Source organism: Dactylosporangium darangshiense, assembly GCF_039537565.1.
Taxonomy (GTDB): domain Bacteria; phylum Actinomycetota; class Actinomycetes; order Mycobacteriales; family Micromonosporaceae; genus Dactylosporangium; species Dactylosporangium darangshiense.
Window position 1 is genome coordinate 1 of record NZ_BAABAT010000066.1, and the last position, 18,962, is coordinate 18,962.

Annotated in this window: 15 protein-coding genes; 7 read left to right on the plus strand and 8 right to left on the minus strand. The window is 71.1% G+C overall.

Annotation, left to right across the window (positions count from 1 at the left end):
- Both ABD901_RS53060 and ABD901_RS53065 read right to left on the minus strand, forming a co-directional pair.
- Positions 1–390: endo-1,4-beta-xylanase (locus ABD901_RS53060; protein ID WP_345142389.1), on the minus strand; the 390-nt coding region annotated here is incomplete at its 3' end.
- Positions 391–699: 309 nt separating this feature from the next.
- Entirely contained in the window at positions 700–2,289 is a 1,590-nt protein-coding gene (locus tag ABD901_RS53065; protein ID WP_345142392.1) for a glycoside hydrolase family 27 protein, read from the minus strand.
- Positions 2,290–2,565: 276 nt separating this feature from the next.
- Between ABD901_RS53065 and ABD901_RS53070 the strand changes: the two genes are divergently transcribed.
- On the plus strand, positions 2,566–3,672 hold the full coding sequence (locus ABD901_RS53070; protein WP_345142394.1) for an RICIN domain-containing protein: 1,107 nt from the start codon (positions 2,566–2,568) through the stop codon (positions 3,670–3,672).
- Here the strand turns inward: ABD901_RS53070 and ABD901_RS53075 are convergent.
- Entirely contained in the window at positions 3,669–4,649 is a 981-nt protein-coding gene (locus ABD901_RS53075) for a PaaX family transcriptional regulator (RefSeq protein WP_345142398.1), read from the minus strand. The two genes, ABD901_RS53070 and ABD901_RS53075, sit on opposite strands and share 4 nt — an antisense overlap.
- A 146-nt stretch (positions 4,650–4,795) precedes the next feature.
- On the opposite strand from ABD901_RS53075, the gene ABD901_RS53080 reads away from it, so the two are divergent.
- Positions 4,796–6,145, plus strand: a complete 1,350-nt coding sequence (locus ABD901_RS53080) for an extracellular catalytic domain type 1 short-chain-length polyhydroxyalkanoate depolymerase (protein ID WP_345142401.1) — start codon at positions 4,796–4,798, stop codon at positions 6,143–6,145.
- Positions 6,146–6,194: 49 nt separating this feature from the next.
- On the opposite strand, the gene ABD901_RS53085 is transcribed toward ABD901_RS53080, so the two are convergent.
- Positions 6,195–8,039 carry a family 43 glycosylhydrolase gene (locus tag ABD901_RS53085; RefSeq protein WP_345142405.1) on the minus strand — a complete coding sequence of 615 codons (1,845 nt, stop codon included), beginning with the start codon at positions 8,037–8,039 and terminating at the stop codon, positions 6,195–6,197.
- Positions 8,040–8,292: 253 nt separating this feature from the next.
- On the opposite strand from ABD901_RS53085, the gene ABD901_RS53090 reads away from it, so the two are divergent.
- Positions 8,293–9,633: an extracellular catalytic domain type 1 short-chain-length polyhydroxyalkanoate depolymerase gene (locus ABD901_RS53090; RefSeq protein WP_345142408.1), complete on the plus strand. Its 1,341-nt coding sequence runs from the start codon at positions 8,293–8,295 to the stop codon at positions 9,631–9,633.
- Positions 9,633–9,791 carry a hypothetical protein gene (locus ABD901_RS53095; protein WP_345142411.1) on the plus strand — a complete coding sequence of 53 codons (159 nt, stop codon included), beginning with the start codon at positions 9,633–9,635 and terminating at the stop codon, positions 9,789–9,791. Before ABD901_RS53090 ends, ABD901_RS53095 begins: the two co-directional genes overlap by 1 nt.
- Positions 9,792–9,802: 11 nt before the next feature.
- Here the strand turns inward: ABD901_RS53095 and ABD901_RS53100 are convergent, their stop codons facing one another.
- The 4 genes from ABD901_RS53100 to ABD901_RS53115 form a co-directional block, all read right to left on the minus strand.
- On the minus strand, positions 9,803–10,576 hold the full coding sequence (locus ABD901_RS53100; protein ID WP_345142414.1) for a FadR/GntR family transcriptional regulator: 774 nt from the start codon (positions 10,574–10,576) through the stop codon (positions 9,803–9,805).
- Positions 10,577–10,862: 286 nt separating this feature from the next.
- Positions 10,863–11,867: an aldo/keto reductase gene (locus ABD901_RS53105; protein WP_345142417.1), complete on the minus strand. Its 1,005-nt coding sequence runs from the start codon at positions 11,865–11,867 to the stop codon at positions 10,863–10,865.
- Positions 11,864–12,625 carry a 2-dehydro-3-deoxy-D-gluconate 5-dehydrogenase KduD gene (gene kduD / locus ABD901_RS53110; RefSeq protein WP_345142421.1) on the minus strand — a complete coding sequence of 254 codons (762 nt, stop codon included), beginning with the start codon at positions 12,623–12,625 and terminating at the stop codon, positions 11,864–11,866. Before kduD ends, ABD901_RS53105 begins: the two co-directional genes overlap by 4 nt.
- Complete coding sequence (locus ABD901_RS53115) at positions 12,622–13,650, minus strand: zinc-dependent alcohol dehydrogenase (RefSeq protein WP_345142424.1); 1,029 nt, start codon at positions 13,648–13,650, stop codon at positions 12,622–12,624. Before ABD901_RS53115 ends, kduD begins: the two co-directional genes overlap by 4 nt.
- A 413-nt stretch (positions 13,651–14,063) precedes the next feature.
- Here ABD901_RS53115 and ABD901_RS53120 point away from each other — a divergent pair, with 413 nt between their 5' ends.
- The 3 genes from ABD901_RS53120 to ABD901_RS53130 all read left to right on the plus strand — a co-directional run bounded on the left by ABD901_RS53120 (position 14,064) and on the right by ABD901_RS53130 (position 18,916).
- Entirely contained in the window at positions 14,064–16,409 is a 2,346-nt protein-coding gene (locus tag ABD901_RS53120; RefSeq protein ID WP_345142428.1) for an RICIN domain-containing protein, read from the plus strand.
- 135 nt (positions 16,410–16,544) lie between these two features.
- Positions 16,545–17,201: a LuxR C-terminal-related transcriptional regulator gene (locus tag ABD901_RS53125; protein ID WP_345142431.1), complete on the plus strand. Its 657-nt coding sequence runs from the start codon at positions 16,545–16,547 to the stop codon at positions 17,199–17,201.
- Between the two features lie 230 nt (positions 17,202–17,431).
- A complete protein-coding gene (locus ABD901_RS53130; protein ID WP_345142434.1) occupies positions 17,432–18,916 on the plus strand; it encodes an arabinofuranosidase catalytic domain-containing protein in 1,485 nt (494 codons plus the stop codon).
- The last annotated feature ends 46 nt before the right edge of the window (positions 18,917–18,962 follow it).

Consider the following 18,962-nt stretch of genomic DNA (forward strand, 5'->3'; position numbering starts at 1 on the left):
GCGCAGGCTGCTGCCGCTGAGCCCGCCCCACCAGCTCGGCTGCTGCGAGTGCCACGCAAGGGTGTGGCCGCGCACCTTCATGCCGCGCTGCGTGGCCCAGTTGTAGATCTGGTCACCGGCGCTGAAGTTGAACTGCCCGCGCTGGGGCTCGGTCGCGTCCGGCTTCATCTCGTTCTCGGCCGTCACCATGTTGAACTCGCGTCCGGCGATCGTGGTGTACGTCGAGTCGCCGAGCCGGCCCGCGGCGATCGCGGTGCCGAAGTACCGGCCGGACTGCGCGGCCGCCGCTCCGAGGGTGCTGGCGGCGGCGTTGGCGGCCGGGATCATCGTCGCCGCACCCGCCACCGCTGCGACGGCGACGGCGGCGCCGAGCGCGAGCCGGATCCGCAACGGCCGGACGCGTTTTGATGGACTGCTTGTCACTTCTGACCTCCTGATCGGTCTCCGCGTCCGGGCAGGCTGAAGCCGCCCTGCGCGAGGGATGCCGATGGATTGATGTTGCCCGGCCCGTAGCGGCGGGCTTCGATGCCGCCATGCTGGCACGGCAACATCGGCGAAACAATATGTTTCGGAAAGTTTCCGGAACGACCTTGATGGATAATCGGTGCCGTACACGCGGTTGTACGCACGGCAAGGCACTCCGGCTCGCTGGTCCGAGCCGAAGTGCCGTTGTGCCGCTGAAAAGTACCGGAAATCAGGTCAGGAGCGCGACCACCTCTGGTTGCTGCCGCCGGTGCAGGTCCACAGCTGGATGAGCGAGTTGTTGGCCGTGGCGGCGCCGGTGACGTCGAGGCACAGCCCCGACTGCACGCCGGTGATGGTGCCGTCGGCGTTGATGTTCCACTGCTGGTTGGCCTGGCCGTTGCAGTCCCAGATCTCCACCTTGGTGCCGGCCGAGGTCTGGTTGTTGTACGCGTCCAGGCACTTGCCGAGCACCTGCAGCTGCTTCGTGGCGGTGTAGGTCCACCGCTGGTTGGTGCCGCCGTTGCAGTCCCAGATGACCAGCTGGACGCCGTTGGTGGTGCTGCCGTTGGGGTCGTCGAGGCAGCGGTTCGACCCGGCTCCGCGGATGGTGCTTGTCGTGTCGCCGGTGCCGCCGCCCGTCGTGCCGCCCGCGACGCGGTACATGACGACGCCGTGCCCCGGGACGCTCGCCGAGATGGCGCCGCTCGTCGTGCTCGTCGCGCCGGTCCACAGGTCGGTGAGCGTGTAACTTGCAGCGCCGGTCTTGCCGATCGCGGCGGCCGTGGTACTGATTGTGGCCGTCGAGGTGTTCTCGTTGAACAGGACCACGGACACGTCGCCGTTGGCCAGCGGCTTGGCCAGCACGTCCAGCCCGCTGGTGGAGCTGACCATCCGGCCCTGCTTGCCGGCCGGGTCCTGGTCGACGGCGATCACCGCCTTGTTGCCCAGGATGGACAGCGTCGTGGCGCTGGCGTTGACGAGGTTGTTGCCGGCCAGCAGCGGCGCGGCCATCTCGGCCCAGAGGCTGAAGTGGGCCCGGTCCTCGGTGGCCGACATTCCGTTGCCGACTTCCAGCATGTCCGGGTCGTTCCACTGGCCGGGGCCGGCGTAGGCGGACAGCCCCACGTTCTGGTGGAAGATGGACAGCACGCTGCCGAAGTTGGCCTGGATGTCGCCGGTGGTGCGCCACAGGTTGCCGACGCTGCCGGCCCAGGTCCACGGCGCGTTGACGCCCCACTCGCAGATGCTGTAAACGATCGGGCGCCCGGTGGCGGCCAGGGCGTCGCGCATCGCCGAGTAGCGGGCGATGTACTGCTGTGTGGTGGTGCTGCCGTTGTTGAAGCAGTTGTCGTACTTGAGGTAGTCCACGCCCCACGCCGCGAACGTGCGCGCGTCCTGCGCCTCGTGCCCGAGGCTGCCCGGGTAGCCGGCGCAGGTCTGGGTGCCGGCGTCCTCGTAGATGCCGAGCTTCAGGCCCTTCGAGTGCACGTAGGCGGCCGTGCCCGAGATGCCGTCCGGGAACTTGGCGAAGTCGGGCTGCAGGTTGCCGGCCGCGTCGCGGCTGTGCTGCATCCAGCAGTCGTCGATGTTCACGTACTGGTACCCGGCGGCGGCCAGCCCGGACGAGACCATCTTGTCGGCGGTCTGCTTCACCAGCGCCTCGGACACGTTGCAGCCGTACGCGTTCCAGTCGTTCCACCCCATCGGCGGGGTGAGTGCCAGGTTGTTGGCCAGGGCCTGGGCCGGCGTGGCCGGGCCCGCGCCGACGAACCAGAGGCCCGCCCCGGCCACGAGCAGCAACACCAGCCTGTGATGCAAGCGCACTGCGGTTCTCCTTCCGTTTGTGAGCGCTAACAAGAGGGCCGTTGGCGGTGACTGGCCCACGTGTGGCGCGCCGATTGGCGAGCCTGCCACATCGCTGCGGGCCGTTCAAGAGCTGGTCATCGATAATACGAGGCAGTAGTGCGCACCCGACTTCCGCCGAGCCTCGTTCATAACGGAAACCCGGCACCTTTTTGCGGCGCGTCCGAGCCTCGCCGAAAGTTGATGAGAGCGCTAACATCCGCACAACCCGCAGGCAAACTCATGAAGGGAACGCGTATGCGCACACGCAGACGCCGGCTTGGCCTGGCCGTGGTCATGGCCGTGTCGGCGGTATTGGGCGCCCTGGTACCGGTCGGGAACGCCGCCGCCGAGTCCAACGGCGGCGTCCGGGTCATGCCGCTGGGCGACTCCATCACCGAGGGCACGCAGGTGCCGGGCGGCTACCGGATCGGCCTGTGGCAGCGCATGGCCGCAGGCGGATACCGGGTCGACTTCGTCGGGTCGCAGTACAACGGCCCGGCCAACCTCGGCGATCACGACCACGAGGGTCACCCCGGCTGGCGCATCGACCAGATCGACGCGAACATCACCGGCTGGCTGGGCGCCACGACCCCGCACACGGTGCTGCTGCACATCGGCACCAATGACGTGCTGCAGAACTACAACGTCACGGGCGCGCCGGGCCGGCTCTCGACGCTCATCGACCACATCACCGCCGCCGCACCCGGCGCGGAGGTCTTCGTCGCGACGATCATCCCGCTCGCCAACGCCGGGCAGGAGGCGGCCGCGCGGAACTTCAACGCGGCGATCCCCGGCATCGTGCAGGGCAAGGTCAACGCCGGCAAGCACGTGCACCTGGTCGACATGCACAGCGCGCTGACGGCGGCCGATCTCATCGACGGCATCCACCCCACCGCCGCCGGCTACGACAAGATGGCCGCCACCTGGTACAACGCGCTGCTGTCGGTCGCCGGCAGCATCGGCACCGCCGGCGGCACGGGCGGCACCACGACCACCCTGGTCGGAGCGGGCTCCGGTCGCTGCCTGGACGTGCCCGGCAGCAGCACCGCCAACGGCGTCCAGCCGATCATCTGGGACTGCAGCGGCGGCGCCAACCAGCGGTGGACCGTCAACGGTGCGACGCTGCAGGCGCTCGGCAAGTGCCTTGACGCGCCGCTGAGCGCCGCCGCCGGCGCGAAGGTCCAGCTCTGGGACTGCCACGGCGGCACCAACCAGCGGTGGAACCTCAACGCCAACGGCACGATCAGCAGCGTCTCGTCGGGCCTGTGCCTGGACGTGTCCGGTGCCGGCACCGCCAACAACACCCCCGTGATCCTGTGGACCTGCACCGCGGCCGCCAACCAGCGCTGGAGCCGCGTCTAGCCCACCCGGGCCGGGCCGGCGTCCTCGAGGACGCCGGCCCGGATGTCGGCCACGGTATGGGCCAGGACGTCGGGCGCCGGCCCATTGCAGTACCGGGCCACGATGGCCCGCACGTGCCGCTCCGCCGCCGCGGCGAGGCCGTCGTAGACGGTGGTGAACACTTCCAGGGCCGCTCCGCGGCGCCATCCGCGGGGCAGCAGGCGGATCGGCAGCCGTGGGTCGAGCACGGCAAAGCGCCGGTAGGTGTCCATGACCTCGGTGCGGGCGCGCACCGCCGCCGCGCCACCGACCCGTCCCGTGCGGATGCGCGGCAGCATCGGGCGCCACCGCGCGATGAACGTTTCATACTGTTCGGCGATGTCCGCGACGTTCCAGGCCTGCAGCGGAGACCGGGGCGCCGCGGCGCCGAGCTCGACGTGCCGGGCCCGGAACACGGTGATCGCCTCCGGCGCGGCCTCCGCGAGCTGCGCCATGGCCGGGCCGGCGAGCGGGTGCGGCGAGACCCACAGGCCGTCGTAGAGCGGCGCGCAGCCCATCCACCGCAGCCGGCCGCGCAGGGCCCGGCGCCGGCTGCGCTCCTGTTGCGGCAGCGAGAAGGCGATGAGCGTCCACCACTCGTCCCACGGCTCGGCGTCGGCGGCGGACGACACGAGCCAGCGCCCGCCGTCGGAGACCTGCGCGGCGGCGGCGGGTGCGAGCCGATAGGCGCTGTGCCGGCCCCGCCGGTCGCCCTCCAGCACGCCGCGCCGGGCGAGCCGGCTGATCGCCGCCCGGGCCCCCGCCTCGCTCGCGCCCGCCTCGGCCAGCAGCGCCACGATGGCGGAGGAGGGCAGCCAGGCGCGGCGGCGCAGCGTGTAGTCGGCCATGAGCGTCACAGCCAGTCCCTGCGGCGCCGGGCCGGACTGGCGCCGCGGAAGCCGGACCGGCGCGACCTCCTCGTCGGGAAAGATCTCCTCGATGTCGAACGGGTTGGACACGCTTCCTCCGGTGGCGTCGGATCGGGCGGCTGGGCCGACTCTAGCGGCCCCGGAGGCATCGGTTCCTCTCGATTGACACTTTTGTGCCCCGGAAGCACACTAAGTGCCGCGCGTGACCCTCCCACAACCATCGAAGGAGTAGGCGCATGAGCTTCAACCGCAAAGTCCTGCTCGGGCCGGCCGCCCTACTGGCGGTCGTCGGGCTCACCGTCGTGGCGCTGCGGCCCGCCTACGCGGCGACGCTGACCGAGGTCACCAACTTCGGCGCGAACCCGGGCGGCATGCGCATGCACGTGTACGTCCCGGACGCGCGCCCGGCCAACCCGGCGATCGTGGTCGCCATGCACGGTTGCGGCGGTTCGGGCCCCGGCTTCTACTCGGGCAGCGAGTTCGCGTCGCTCGCCGACCGGTACGGGTTCATCGTCATCTACCCGAGCGCCACGCAGCAGGCGGGCTTCGGCAACTGCTTCGACACCTGGTCGGATGCGGCCAAGCGGCGCGGCGGCGGCAGCGATCCCGTCTCGGTCGTGTCGATGGTGACGTACGTCGAGCGGCAGTTCGGCGGCGACCCCAACCGGGTGTACGCCACCGGCAGCTCCTCCGGCGGCATGATGACCAACGAGATGCTCGCCCTGTACCCGGACGTGTTCAAGGCCGGCGCGGCGTTCATGGGCGTGCCGTTCAACTGCTTCGCCAACGCTGCCGACTACCCACCGGGCAGCAGCCGGTGCACCGGCGGCGGCATGGATCGCACGCCCCAGCAGTGGGGCGACGCGGTGCGCCAGGCGTACGCGGGGTACACCGGGCCGCGGCCTCGGGTGCAGCTGTGGCACGGCACCAGCGACACGCTCGTGCCGTATCAGCTGTTGCAGGAGGAGATCGAGCAGTGGACCGACGTGTTCGGCCTCAGCCAGACGCCGATGGCGACGGACACGCCGCAGTCCGGCTGGAACCGCCGCCGCTACGCCGACGGGTCCGGCACCGTGCGGGTCGAGGCCTACAGCATCCAGGGCGCCGGGCACAGCCTGCCCGCGCCCGGGATGGCCGCCTACGCGATCGCGTTCTTCGGCATCGACGGCACCGGCGGCACGCCGTCCTCGCCCGGCTCGCCCACGTCGTCGCGCCCGTCCAGCCCGCCGGCATCGAGTCCGCCGGCGTCGAGCCCGCCGCCGGGCGGCGCGGCGTGCCGGGTCGCCGACACCGTCAACGCCTGGAACACCGGGCTGACCGAGAACATCACCATCACGAACACCGGCGGTGCGGCGATCAACGGGTGGGCGCTGACGTTCACGCTGCCGGCCGGGCAGTCCATCACCTCGGGCTGGAACGCCGCCTACAGCCCGAACAGCGGGGCGGTCACCGCGCGCAACGTGAGCTACAACGCCGTGCTGCCGCCGGGCGGGTCGACGAGCATCGGGTTCCAGGCCACGCACACCGGCAACACGGCCCGGCCGCCCGCGTTCGCGCTCAACGGCACCGCCTGCGCCGCCGCCTGACCCGGGCCCTCGGCCGCGGCGGTGTTCGCCGCCGCGGCCGGGGTGCGCACTACTGCAGCGAGGCGTCGTCGATGTAGAGGCTGTCGGTTCCCGCGGACGTCTCGACGTAGAGCGTGGCGCCGGTCAGCGTGCCCGTCCACGACACGGTGGCGGTCCCCGTCAGCTGGGTCCAGCCGTTTGCGTTCACCGCGGCTGCCGGCGTCAATTGGACGTAGCTTGTCGAGCCGTTCGCGGTCAGCGCCAGGGTCACCTTCGCGCTCGGGGTGCCGCTCTGCGTGCGGACCCACACGCTCGTCGCGTAGCTCTTGCCGTTGGTGAGCTTCGACGTCACGTCCTGGCCGGGTCCGTTCCACGACGCGGTGCGGCCGGTCAGCAGCAGCGACTGCGACCCGCCGTGTACGACGGCGGTGTTCGCCGCGAGCGTGCCGGAGCCGAACACCGCCCAGCCGCTGGTGCCGCTCTCCATGGCGGCGTTGGTGAGCAGGTTGCCGCCGGAGTTGCCGCCGGCCGCGGTGAACTGCCACCAGTTCACGTTGAACAGGTTGCCGCTGCCGCCGGTGAACTTGAGGTACAGGTCGTGGGTCCCGGTCGCGCCCGACACCGGGCAGGTGACGGTGGTCCACGTCTGCCAGCCGCCGGTGCCGGCGACGGTGCAGGTGCCCACCAGCGAGCCGTTGGCGCCGTCGAGGCGCAGCTCGATGCGCCCACCGGTGGTCGCCGAGGCGACGTGGGCGCTGAACGACGCCGCGCCGGCGCCGAAGCCGACGCCCTTGACCTTGATGTAGTCGTTGTTCTCGATCCAGCCGACGTCCATACCGCCCTCGGCGGCCGGCTCCGTCTCCACGCCGGACTCCCAGGCGATCGTCTCGGCCTCCTGACGCACGTACGGGTTGAGCGTCCCGACCTGCGGCGCCCCCGTCGTGGTCATGTTGATGGTCGGGATGGTGCCGTCGGCGTTGTAGCTGAACTTCTCCACGGCCACCGAGCGGGTGTAGCCGCTGCCGCCGGGCAGCGCCCCGTTGTGGTAGAAGAAGTACGACCCGCCGTTGAAGTCGACGATGCCGGGGTGGTTGGTGAAGCTGGCGCCCTGGCTGGGCATGACCGTGCCGCGGAAGGTCCACGGCCCGGTCGGGGCCGGCGCCGTCGAGTAGGCGATGTACTCCGAGCAGCACCGCGCGGCGAAGACGTTGTAGTAGAGGCCGTTGCGCTTGTACACCCACGGCCCCTCCTCGAACAGCGTCGGCCGGCTCGCGTTGCCGGTGCGGGTGCCGAACCCGGCGGTGGTGAGCGGGATCTGGGCCGGGCTACCCGAGTACGAGATCATGTCGGCGTTGAGCTTCACGTACCACAGGTTCGGGTTGCCCCAGTAGAGGTACGCCTGGCCGTCGTCGTCGATGAACACCGTGGGGTCGATCTCGCCGGTCTCCACGAGCGGGTGGCCCAGGGCGTCGCTGAACGGCCCGGTCGGGCTGGTGGAGACCGCCACCCCGATGGCCATGCGGCCGGTCGCGCGGTTGGTCATGGGGACGTACCAGTAGAACTTGCCGTTGCGGTAGACGGCCTGGCCGGCCCAGGCGTTGGTGCTGGCCCAGCTGAAGCTGGCCAGGCTCAGCGGCGATCCGTGATCGGTCCAGTTCACCATGTCCGCGGAAGACCACACCCGCCACTCCCGCATGGTGTAGTTCGTCGAGCCGTCCTCGTCGTGGCCGGTGTAGAGATAGACCCGGCCGTTGTACACCAGGGGCGCCGGATCGGCCGTGTAGATGGTCTGCACGATCGGGTTGTCGGCCCGCGCCACGGCCGGCAGAAGGGCCGCCGCGCAGAGCAGGCCGGCCGCCGTCGCCAGCACGCGCCACAGCGCCGCACCACGCGGCCGGCGGATGGAAAGTCTCATGAGGGCTCCCGACGCTTGTTAACGCTAACACGAAATTGGCGGCCACATTGCCACAGTGTTTCGTCTCATTCAAGTTCGTCGACGGGACCTGGTGGCCACGCTGCACATAACACTTTTTTCGGTATTGAACGTTGCGGAGTCTTCTGGCACCGTCGGGCTCAGGTACGCGTCGCCTCCACGGTGCGACCAATTGAGTTAGCGCTCACATGCTCGGTTTCGGTTGCCGTGGCGACGCCCTGCAGAGGAGAGCCTGATGCAACGAAAGCTGCGGGCGCTGCTGTTCGCCGCGGCAGTGCCCTTGGTCGTCGCCGCCGTCCTGGTGTCGACGCGGCCGGCGTCGGCGGCCGGGTTGACCCGGGTGTCCGGGTTCGGCAACAACCCGACCAACCTCAACATGTACATGTACGTGCCGGCGACCGTGGCGCCGAAGCCCGCGCTGCTCGTGCTGGTGCATTACTGCGGCGGCTCGGCCGGCGGCATCTTCAACGGCAACGGCCACGACTACGTCAGCGCGGCCGACCGCTACGGCTACGTCATCGTGCTGCCCGAGGCGACCCGCAGCGGCAACTGCTTCGACGTGTCGACGCCGGCGGCGCTGCGCCGGGGCGGCGGCGGCGACTCGACCGGCATCATGTCGATGGTCGCCTACGCCCGGTCGCACTACCCGATCGACGCGTCCCGGATCGTCGTCTCCGGCTTCTCCTCCGGTGCCATGATGACCAACGTCCTGGCCGCCGAGTACCCCGACGTGTTCAGCGCCGCCTCCGCGTTCTCCGGCGTCCCGGCCGGCTGCTTCGCGACCACCGACGGCTCCCTGTGGAACAGCCAGTGCTCCGGCGGCAACGTCATCCGCACCGCCCAGCAGTGGGGCGACCTGGCCCGGGCGATGTACCCCGGCTACACCGGCCGCTACCCGCGCATGCAGCTGTGGCACGGCACGACCGACACCACCCTCGCCTACCCGAACTTCGGCGAGGAGATCAAGCAGTGGACCAACCTCAACGGCCTGGGCCAGACGCCCGGCCTCACCGACCACCCGCAGAATAGCTGGACCCGCACCCGCTATGGCGGCACGGGCACCACGGCCACCGTCGAGGGCGTCAGCATCGCCGGCGTCGGGCACCAGCTGCCGATGGCGGGCCAGCTGGCGTACGCCATCGCCTTCCTCGGCCTCGACGGCAGCAACGGCGGCGGCCCGACGTCGCCCCCGCCGGCCGGGACCACCGCCCTGGTGGGCGCGGCCTCCGGGCGCTGCCTCGACGTGCCGGGCGGCAGCACCGCCAACGGCACGCAGCCGATCATCTGGGACTGCCACGGCGGCGCCAACCAGCAGTGGACCGTCAGCGGGGCGACCGTGCAGTCGCTCGGCAAGTGTCTCGACGCGCCGCTGAACGCCACGGCGGGCGTCAAGGCGCAGCTGTGGGACTGCACCGGTGCGGCGAACCAGCAGTGGAGTGTCGGCGCCGACGGCACGATCCGCAACGCCCAGTCCGGGCTCTGTCTCGACGTCAACCACGCCGCGACGGCGAACGGCAGCACGGTGATCCTGTGGACCTGCACCGGCGCGGCCAACCAGCGCTGGAATCGCTCCTGATGGGCCCGCGCCGCGATGACCTGCGCCCCTGGGACGGGGCGCACCGGTCGAGCCTCGACGCCCCGGCGCGGGTCGCCATCGCCGTCCTGGCGCCGCTGATCGTGGCCACTGTGGTCGCCGTGGCGGTGGTCGGCCTGGCCGTGTCAGGACACCTGTGAACCGGCCGCCCCTATCGCTGCAGCCGCGCCGCGTCGCTCGGGCCGCCGCGGCGGACCAGCCATGCGTCGGTGATGTGGGTGAACATCGCCGCGGCGGCGCCCTCGGGGTCGCGCGCGGCGATGCGCTCATAGACGCGCCGGTGACCCAGGTTCGACGCGATGCAGAGCGTGCGGTCGGTGCGCCCGACGTAGCGGGCCGTATGGATGACCTGGCTCTCGAGGGCCTTCACGACACCGCGGGCGATGCGGTTTCCGGACGCCTCCATGATCATGTCGTGGAAGGCGCGGTCGTGCTCCTCGTACGTCACGTGGTCGTTGACGAGCTCGTCCATCCGGGCGACGGTCGCGCCGAGCCGCTCGACGGTCGCCTCGTCGGCGAGGCGCGCGGCGACGTTGGCCATGTCGGACTCCAGCAGGCGCCGCGTGACGACGAGGTCGTCGAGGACGGACAGCGTGTCGTCCTCGGCGATGGTCGCGGCGAGGACCAGCTCGTCGAGAATGTTCCAGCGCGTCGGCGGGGTGACGATGGTGCCGCTGCCCTGGCGGACCTGCACCAGGCCCTTCTCCTGCAGCACCTTCATTGCCTCGCGGATCACCGTCCGGCTGACCGAGAACATCTCGCACAGCGCCGGCTCCGGCGGCAGCGGCGAGCCGGGCGGGTGTAACCCCCGTACGATGCGCTCCACCAGCTCTGCGGTCACCGCCTTGGCAAGGTTGGTCGGACGCCGCGCCCACTCCGGCGGCGCAACGGCGTGGCCGGCCGGCTCCGCCCGGGATGTCGTCATGTGCCCTCCACGGTTTTGCACGCCACGGGCGGCGTGACGACCGGCGCTCAGTGTACGCCTACCAGACGTACGTCAGACGTATTATGTTCGTGGCTGCGTTCCGGACGTCGAGCGCGACCTGCGCCGATCGCAGCCGGTGCGGGCTCGTGGGTGGAGAGGAGCCGGTCCGCCGAGGCGGCCGGGCCACGGTGGCGACCGTGCGAACCTGACCGGCCACGGAGGGTCCCCGCGGGCGATCCCGCCGGGCCGGTCCGCGCATCGTGCCAGGCGCACCGGGGACGGCGACCTATCCGGCGTCGTCCCGGTGCGGGAGCAGCCCCGCGGCGCGCAGGGCTGGCCAGAGCGCGTCCGGCACGGCGGCCGACGCCCGGTGCAGCGTCTCGGCCACCTGAACGCGGCTGCGTAGGCCGACCACAGTCGACACCACGGCCGGATGGGTCCGCACGAAGGCCAGCGCGGCCGCGGGCAGGCTGACGCCGTGCGCTTCGCAGACCGCCGCGATGCGCCGCGCGCGGTCGATGAGCTCGGCCGGCGCCGGCTGATAGTTGTACGTGGCGTCGTCCGGCGGCCGGTGCTGGGCGAGCAGCCCGGAGTTGTAGACGCCGGCGATGACCACGCCCACGCCGCGCTCCGCCGCGGCCGGCAGCAGGTCGTTCAGGGCGCCCTGCTCGAGCAGCGTGTACCGCCCGGCGCACATGACCAGGTCGACGCCGGTCTCCCGGACGAACCGGGTGAGCAGCGCGGACTGGTTCATGCCGGCCCCGACGGCCCCGATGACGCCCTGGTCGCGCAGCTCCACGAGGGCCGGCACCGCCTGCGTCGCGGCCTGCTCCCAGTGCTCGTCGGGGTCGTGCAGGTACACGACGTCGATGCGGTCCAGACCCGTCCGCTGCAGGCTCGCCTCGAGCGAGCGGTAGACCCCGTCGCGGCTGAAGTCCCACTCCCGGCGCAGGTCGGCCGGCACGGCGAAGCCCTCCGGATCGCGCTGGTGTGCGGTCTGCGGCGACGGCACGAGCAGCCGCCCGACCTTCGTCGAGAGCACGAAGGCGTCGCGGGGCCGGGTGCGCAGCGCGGCGCCCAGCCGGCGCTCGGACAGTCCGAGGCCGTAGTGCGGCGCGGTGTCGAAGTAGCGGATCCCGGCGTCCCAGGCGGCCTCGACGGCGGCGTGGAACGTCTCCTCGCTGGTCGCGTGGTACAGGTTCCCGCCCTGCGCGGCCCCGAAGCCGAGGCCGGTCAGGCGCATCGCCGGGCGCCGGGGGAGTGATCGGCCGGTCATCACGGTCGCGGTCATCGGCCCAGCCACCCGCCGTCGACCGCCAGGACGGCCCCGTTGACGTAGTCGGAGGCGGGGGCCGACAGGAACACCGCGGCACCGGCCAGGTCGTCGGGCCGTCCCCAGCGGCCGGCCGGAATCCGCTCCAGGATGGACCGGCTGCGGGCCGGGTCATCGCGTAGCGCCCGCGTGTTGTCGGTGGCGATGTAGCCGGGCGCGATGGCGTTGACGTTCACGCCGTGGGCCGCCCATTCGTTGGCGAGGGCCTTGGCGAGCCCGGTGATCGCGGACTTGGACGCCGTGTAGCCGGGGACGTTGATGCCGCCCTGGAAGCTCAGCAGCGACGCGGTGAAGATGATCTTTCCGCGGCCGCGCCGGATCATCTCGCGGCCGACCGCCCGGGACAGGACGAACTGGCTGCTGAGGTTCACCTCGAGGACGCGGTCCCACAGCTCGTCCGGGTGTTCGGCCGCCGGCCTCCGCGCGATGGTGCCGCCGTTGTTCACAAGGATGTCGATCGGGCCGCGGGCGTTGAGGTCTTCGGCGAGCCGGTGCACGGCGGCCCGGTCGGCGAAGTCCGCGCTCAGCGCGGTGAAGCGGCGGCCGGTCGCGCGCACCCGGCGCTCGACCTCGCTGCCGGCCGGTTCGAGCTGCGCGGAGACGCCGATGATGTCCGCCCCGGCGGCGGCGAGGGCCTCGGCAATGGCCAGGCCGATGCCGCGCCGCGCACCCGTGACGACGGCGGTGCGTCCCGAGAGATCGAACAGCGCCGTCACCGGGCCGGCTCCTGCCAGTCGATGAGGACCTTCATCACGCGGCCCCCGGACTCCAGCGCGGCGAAGGCGGCATCGACCGCCGCGACCGGCTCGATGCGGGAGATGAGGCGCTCAGCCGGCACGGCGCCGGTGGCGAGCAGCTCGATGGCCGTGGTCACATCCGGCCGCTCGTAGAGGCGCGCGCCGAACAGTTCCAGCTCGCGCCAGAAGACGCGGTGCAGGTTCACCGGCCGGGGGCGCGGATGGATGGCCACCATGACCAGCCGGCCGCGGGTGGCGAGGACGTCGACCGCGGTCTCGACCCCGCCGGGCGAGCCGGACACCTCGAAGGCGATGTCGGCCCCGGCCCCGGCCGTGCGCTCCTCGACCGCCGCCACCACGTCGATGGCGGTCGGATCGAAGGCCTCGATGCCGAGCTCGGCCGCCACGGAGCGGCGGAACGGGTCCGGCTCGAGCAGGACGACGTGGGCCCGGTGGCGCTGGGCGACGATCGCGATGAGCGTGCCGATCGGCCCCCCGCCGACCACGACGACGTGATCCCCGGCCGAGACGTCCGCCCGCCGGACGTCGTGCACCGCCACCGAGACCGGCTCGACGAGCGCCGCGTGCTCGAGCGGCAGGTGCTCGGGAAGCGCCAGCACGAGGTCGGCCGGCACGTTCCAGTACGACTGCATGGCACCGGGGGCGTCGATGCCCAGGAACCGCATGGCGTGGCAGATGTGGGCGTTGCCGCGCAGGCAGGCCGGGCAGTGGCCGCAGGACAGTGTCGGCATGACGGTGACGGGCTGCCCGACCGACCAGCCGGACACGCCGGGCCCGATCGCGTCGATCCGCCCGGACATCTCGTGCCCGAGCACCGCGGCCGGGCCGACGCGGGCATCCATGTCGCCGTGGAAGATGTGCAGGTCTGTGCCGCAGATGCCGGTGTAGGCCACGGCAATGCGCACCTCGCCGGCGCCCGGGGCGAGCACGGCGCGGCCTTCGATCTCGACACGCCGGGCCGCGCGGTACACCACTGCCTTCATCGCATGCCTGCTCTTCCTCCGGGTCGGGGTATGGTCGCCGGAAACGTAACTCGTATGATGTATGGCGTCAACCGGCGGGCTCATCACGCGGCAAAGGGGCGACCGGGCCGGATGACCTGACGCGCCCGGCTCCGACCCGTGGCATCGGGCGGGAGTCGGCGAAACTTTCACGGGTTCACGCATCGGTAACGAAGGCGCGGTCGTCCGGCAGCGGACCTGCGGGGCCTGAGCGCGGCCCGACGCCCATGACGGTATCTGAGCGACGGATCGCGGTTGATAACACGTCATACCTATGATGAGCTGATGGTGCTTTGTCCGGCCGCCAACCGGCGAAGCCTCCACACCCCCTCGCGCGAAGGAGCACCGCCGTGCCCACATTGCGAACACATCGTCGACTCAGGAGCGCCGCCGGCGTGGCGGCCGCCGGTCTCGTGGCGGCCGGCACTCTGGGGACGCTCGCGCCGCCGGCCGCCGCGGCCGTCATGACCACGCTCTTCGTGTCGCCGACCGGCTCCGGCACGGCGTGCTCGTCCGCGCAGCCATGCTCGCTCGCCCAGGCACAGGCCGCCGTCCGGGCGAGCGCGCCGTCGATGACGGGCGACATCGTCGTCCAGATCGCCGGCGGCACCTACGCCCTCAGCGCGCCGCTCACCTTCACCGCCGCCGACTCCGGCACCGGCGGCCACACGGTGGCGTGGCAGGCCGCGGCCGGTGCCACGCCGACCATCTCCGGCGGGCAGAAGGTGACCGGCTGGACCCTGGCCGACTCGGGGCAGAACATCTGGCGGGCCGCCGTCGGCACCGGTTTCGACACCCGCCAGCTCTACGTCGACGGCCGCATCGCCACCCGGGCGCGCACCCAGGTCAACCGCGGCGACTTCACCGCCTCGGCCACCGGGCTCAGCTTCACCAACGGCGCGCTGTCCTACCTCAACAACCTGGCCGACAAAAGCCGGGTCGAGGTCGAGTCCGTCGACTCGTTCACCGACCGCTACGTGCCCGTGCAGACGATCGCCAACAACGTCCTCACGATGCAGCAGCCCGCCTGGAACAACAACACGTGGGGGTACGACACCCTCAGCAAGCCCTTCCGGGCCGGGCCGATGTATCTGGCCAACGCGCGCGAGTTCCTTGACAGCGCGGGGGAGTGGTACCTCGACACCGCCGCCGGCAACCTCTACTACAAGCCCCTCGCCGGTCAGGACATGGCCGCCGCCGATGTCGAGCTGCCGCGGCTGGAGTCGCTGCTGCGCATCGGCGGCACCTACGCCGCGCCGGCGCACAACCTGTCCTTCACCGGCCTGCGGTTCGCCAACACCAGCTGGCTGCAGCCCAGCACCAGCCAGGGCTACGCCGACCAGCAGACCGGCGCCTACATCTACGGCAGCTGGAACCGGCCGGCCGACGCGCTGACCTCGTGCCAGTCCGGCTGCCAGCTGTTCGAGGCGACCCGGCCCGGCTGGCGGCAGATGCCCGCCGCGGTACAGGTGTCGGCGGCCAACGCCATCACCCTGGCCGGCAACCGGTACACCAACCTCGGGCAGGTCGGCCTCGGCATCGGCAACGACGCCAACGCGAACGGCACCGGCGTCGGCCTCGGCGCCAGCAACATCACCGTGACCGGCAGCACGTTCGAATACCTCTCGGCCGGCGGCATCGTCGTCGGCGGCGTCCAGGCCGACGCGCACCACCCCGGCGACTCGCGGATGACCAACAGCAACATCGTGGTCAGCAACAACGTCATCCACGACGTCGCCGTCGACTACCGCAGTCACGTCGGGCTGCTCATGACGTACACCGCCGGGTCCTCGATGGCGAACAACGAGGTGTACAACCTGCCGTACTCCGGCATCGCTCTCGGCTACGGCTGGGGGGCCAACGACCCCGGCGGCAGCCAGGACTACGTCGACCGCGGCCTGTACAACTACCAGCCGAAGTACACGACGGCGACGGTCGCGGCCAACAACCGCGTCACGGCGAACTACGTCCACGACGTCGTGCAGCAGATGACCGACGGCGGGGCGTTCTACAACCTCTCGGCCAACCCGGGCACGACCGTCAACCAGAACTACTTCCGCAACACCAACGGCTGGCTCGGCATGTACTTCGACGAGGGCTCGCGCTACGTGTCCGCCGCCAGCAACGTGCTCGAGAACATCGGCACCTGGGCGTACACGCAGGCCTGGGCGAACAACAACACCGGCAACCTGACGCTGACGAACAACTGGACCACGAGCAGCACCACCAACGTCACCACCGGCTCGCGCGGCAACACCAACTCCGGGACGGTCGTGGTCACCGGCGGGAACTGGCCGAGCGGCGCGCGCGCCGTCATGGCCGCGGCCGGCGTAGGCGCCACGCCGCCGAGCGGCACGTTCGCGCTGCGCGGCCAGGCCTCCAACCGGTGCCTGGACATCGCCGGCGCGTCGCAGGCCAACGGGGCGCTCGCGCAGATCTGGGACTGCCACGGCGGGACGAACCAGCAGTTCACCCTGACCGCGGCCGGCGAGCTGCGGGTCTACGGCAGCGCCAAGTGCCTGGACGTGACCGGCCGCGGCACCGCCAACGGCACCGCGGTGGAGATCTGGGACTGCAACGGCCAGACGAACCAGCAGTTCCGGCTCAACAGCGACGGGACCGTCACGGCCGTCGGCGCGAACAAGTGCCTCGACGTCAGCGCGAACGGCACCGCGAACGGCACCAAGGTGCAGATCTGGGACTGCCTCGGCGCGACCAACCAGAAATGGACCCGCAGCTGACTTCGGCTCGGCGAAAAGAAGGCGGCGAAAAAGTGTAATGCGACGCCGCCGCAACGGGTCACGCTCGGATTCAATGGTCATTCCCTGAATGGCTTGCCAGAATTACAGGCACCACGTTTGTTCCGGGAGGCGAGGATGGCGGATGTTCCACCCGCCTCCCGGGCGCGGCCGCCCGTGACCACGGCGCTGGTGCTCGGCGGCGCCGGGCACAAGCTCGCCGAGCTCATCCGCCCCGCCGTGGACAACGTCGAGGTGCGGCGGCTCGCCGACGTGCTCGACGGGGACGGCGCGGGCGCTAACCTGATCGTCCTGCCGACGCTCGCGGCCGTGCGGGAGCTGGCCGCCCTGGCCGCGCTGCCCGCGCCCCGGCCGCCGGTGCTCGTCGTGACCCCCGCCATCGGCCCTGGCGACGTGCTGACGGTCCTGCGCTCGGGCGTGCGCAGCATCCTGATCGAAGGGCAGTACACCCTGGCCGACCTGCTCGACGCCGTGCGAGCGACGGCGGCCGGGCACAGCCGGCTCTCATCGGGGCCGCTGGCCGCGGTAATCGACCACGTGCAGACCGGGCCGGCAGGGTCGTGGCCGCCGCCGACGCGGCAACTGCTGACGCGGCGGGAACTGGACATCATGGAGCTGCTCGCCGCCGGCGAGGCCAACGCGGCCATCGCGCGGCGGCTGGCGCTGGCCGAGAAGACGGTCCGCAACCGGGTCAGCCAGATCTACCTGAAGCTCAAGGTCAACAACCGCGACGAGGCAATGCTGTGGTGGGCCGGCCGCGCCGGCGCCGGCTGAAACGCACCGGAAAAGTGTTATGCGGGCGCCCGGAAAGTGGTCCCGCCGGTGGCGCTTGCCAGCATCCACGGCGATCTGAGACATTCGTTGTGCGTCGATGTGAGCGCTAACACGAGACACGACGCCGACGTCCGGCACGACCGCCAATGTGCCGGCGAACAGGGGCGCGGCCGCCTCGCGCCCACACCCCACCGCGCCGTCTCGCCCCGGCGCACAGACGGAGGAAACGGATGAAGATCCGCAGCAGTCTCAGGAGCTCGGTGACGACGGTGGTGGCCGCCGCGGTCACGATCGTGGCCGGGACGATCATCGCACTCACGGCGTCGACGACCGCGCAGGCGGCGACGACCGGGCCGTGTGACATCTACGCCTCGGGTGGCACGCCCTGCGTGGCCGCCCACAGCACGACCCGGGCGCTGTACGGCGCGTACAGCGGCCGCCTGTACCAGGTGCGCCGGGCCTCGGACAACGCCACCCGTGACATCGGCGTGCTCAGCGCCGGTGGCTACGCCGACGCCGCCGCGCAGGACTCGTTCTGCGCCGGCACCAGCTGCCTCATCACGATCATCTACGACCAGTCCGGCCGCAACAACCACCTCACGCAGGCGCCTCCCGGCGGCTTCTCCGGCCCCGCGGCGGGCGGCTACGACAACCTGGCCGATGCGACGGCGGCACCCGTCACCGTCGCCGGGCACAAGGCCTACGGCGTGTACGTCGCCGCGGGCACCGGCTACCGCAACAACAACACGAACGGCGTGGCCACGGGCGATCAGCCCGAGGGGATGTACGCCATCTTCGACGGCACCCACTACAACGGCGGCTGCTGCTTCGACTACGGCAACGCCGAGCGCAACAGCCGCGACAACGGCAACGGCACCATGGAGGCCATCTACTTCGGCAACATCAAGGTCTGGGGCTACGGCACCGGCAACGGCCCGTGGATCATGGCCGACCTCGAGAACGGCCTGTACTCGGGCGTCAACGCCGGCTACAACGCGAATGATCCGACGGTGAACTACCGGTTCACGACCGCGATCATCAAGGGCGAGGCGAACCACTGGGCGATCCGGGGCGGCAACGCGCAGTCCGGTGGCCTGTCGACGTTCTACGACGGCCGGCGGCCCAACGTGTCGGGGTACAACCCGATGAAGAAGGAAGGCGCCATCATCCTCGGCATCGGCGGTGACAACAGCCACGGCTCGGCCGGCACCTTCTACGAGGGCGTCATGACGTCCGGCTACCCGAGCAACGCTACCGAGGACGCCGTCCAGGCCAACATCACCGCGGCCGGATACTCGACGTCGAGCGGCGGTGGCGGCGGGCAGAGCAACGTCGAGATCGTCGGCGGTCAGTCCGGCCGCTGCGTCGACGTGCCGAACGGCAGCACCACCAACGGCACGCAGGTGCAGCTGTACGACTGCTGGGGCGGTTCGATGCAGCGCTGGACCTACACGTCGAGCAGGCAGCTGACGGTGTTCGGCAACAAGTGCCTCGACGCCAACAACCAGGGCACCAGCAACGGCACCGCGGTCATCATCTGGGACTGCAACGGCCAGGCCAACCAGCAGTGGAGCCTCAACGCCAACGGCACCGTCACCGGCGTGCAGTCCGGGCTGTGCCTGGACGCCAACGGGGCCGCCACCGCGAACGGCACCAAGATCATTCTTTGGTCCTGCAACGGCGGCTCGAACCAGCAGTGGAGCCTGCGCGCCTGAGGCGTGGTCCTTTCAGCGGCGGGCGGCTCGGGCCGCCCGCCGTTCG

Excerpts from the sequence above, each read along its gene's own strand:
- ABD901_RS53085 (WP_345142405.1), bottom strand. The coding sequence starts at position 8,039 with ATGAGACTTTCCATCCGCCGGCCGCGTGGTGCGGCGCTGTGGCGCGTG.
- ABD901_RS53105 (WP_345142417.1), bottom strand. The coding sequence starts at position 11,867 with ATGACCGCGACCGTGATGACCGGCCGATCACTCCCCCGGCGCCCGGCG.
- ABD901_RS53115 (WP_345142424.1), bottom strand. The coding sequence starts at position 13,650 with ATGAAGGCAGTGGTGTACCGCGCGGCCCGGCGTGTCGAGATCGAAGGC.
- ABD901_RS53090 (WP_345142408.1), top strand. The coding sequence starts at position 8,293 with ATGCAACGAAAGCTGCGGGCGCTGCTGTTCGCCGCGGCAGTGCCCTTG.
- ABD901_RS53095 (WP_345142411.1), top strand. The coding sequence starts at position 9,633 with ATGGGCCCGCGCCGCGATGACCTGCGCCCCTGGGACGGGGCGCACCGG.
- ABD901_RS53125 (WP_345142431.1), top strand. The coding sequence starts at position 16,545 with ATGGCGGATGTTCCACCCGCCTCCCGGGCGCGGCCGCCCGTGACCACG.
- ABD901_RS53080 (WP_345142401.1), top strand. The coding sequence starts at position 4,796 with ATGAGCTTCAACCGCAAAGTCCTGCTCGGGCCGGCCGCCCTACTGGCG.
- ABD901_RS53070 (WP_345142394.1), top strand. The coding sequence starts at position 2,566 with ATGCGCACACGCAGACGCCGGCTTGGCCTGGCCGTGGTCATGGCCGTG.
- ABD901_RS53130 (WP_345142434.1), top strand. The coding sequence starts at position 17,432 with ATGAAGATCCGCAGCAGTCTCAGGAGCTCGGTGACGACGGTGGTGGCC.
- ABD901_RS53100 (WP_345142414.1), bottom strand. The coding sequence starts at position 10,576 with ATGACGACATCCCGGGCGGAGCCGGCCGGCCACGCCGTTGCGCCGCCG.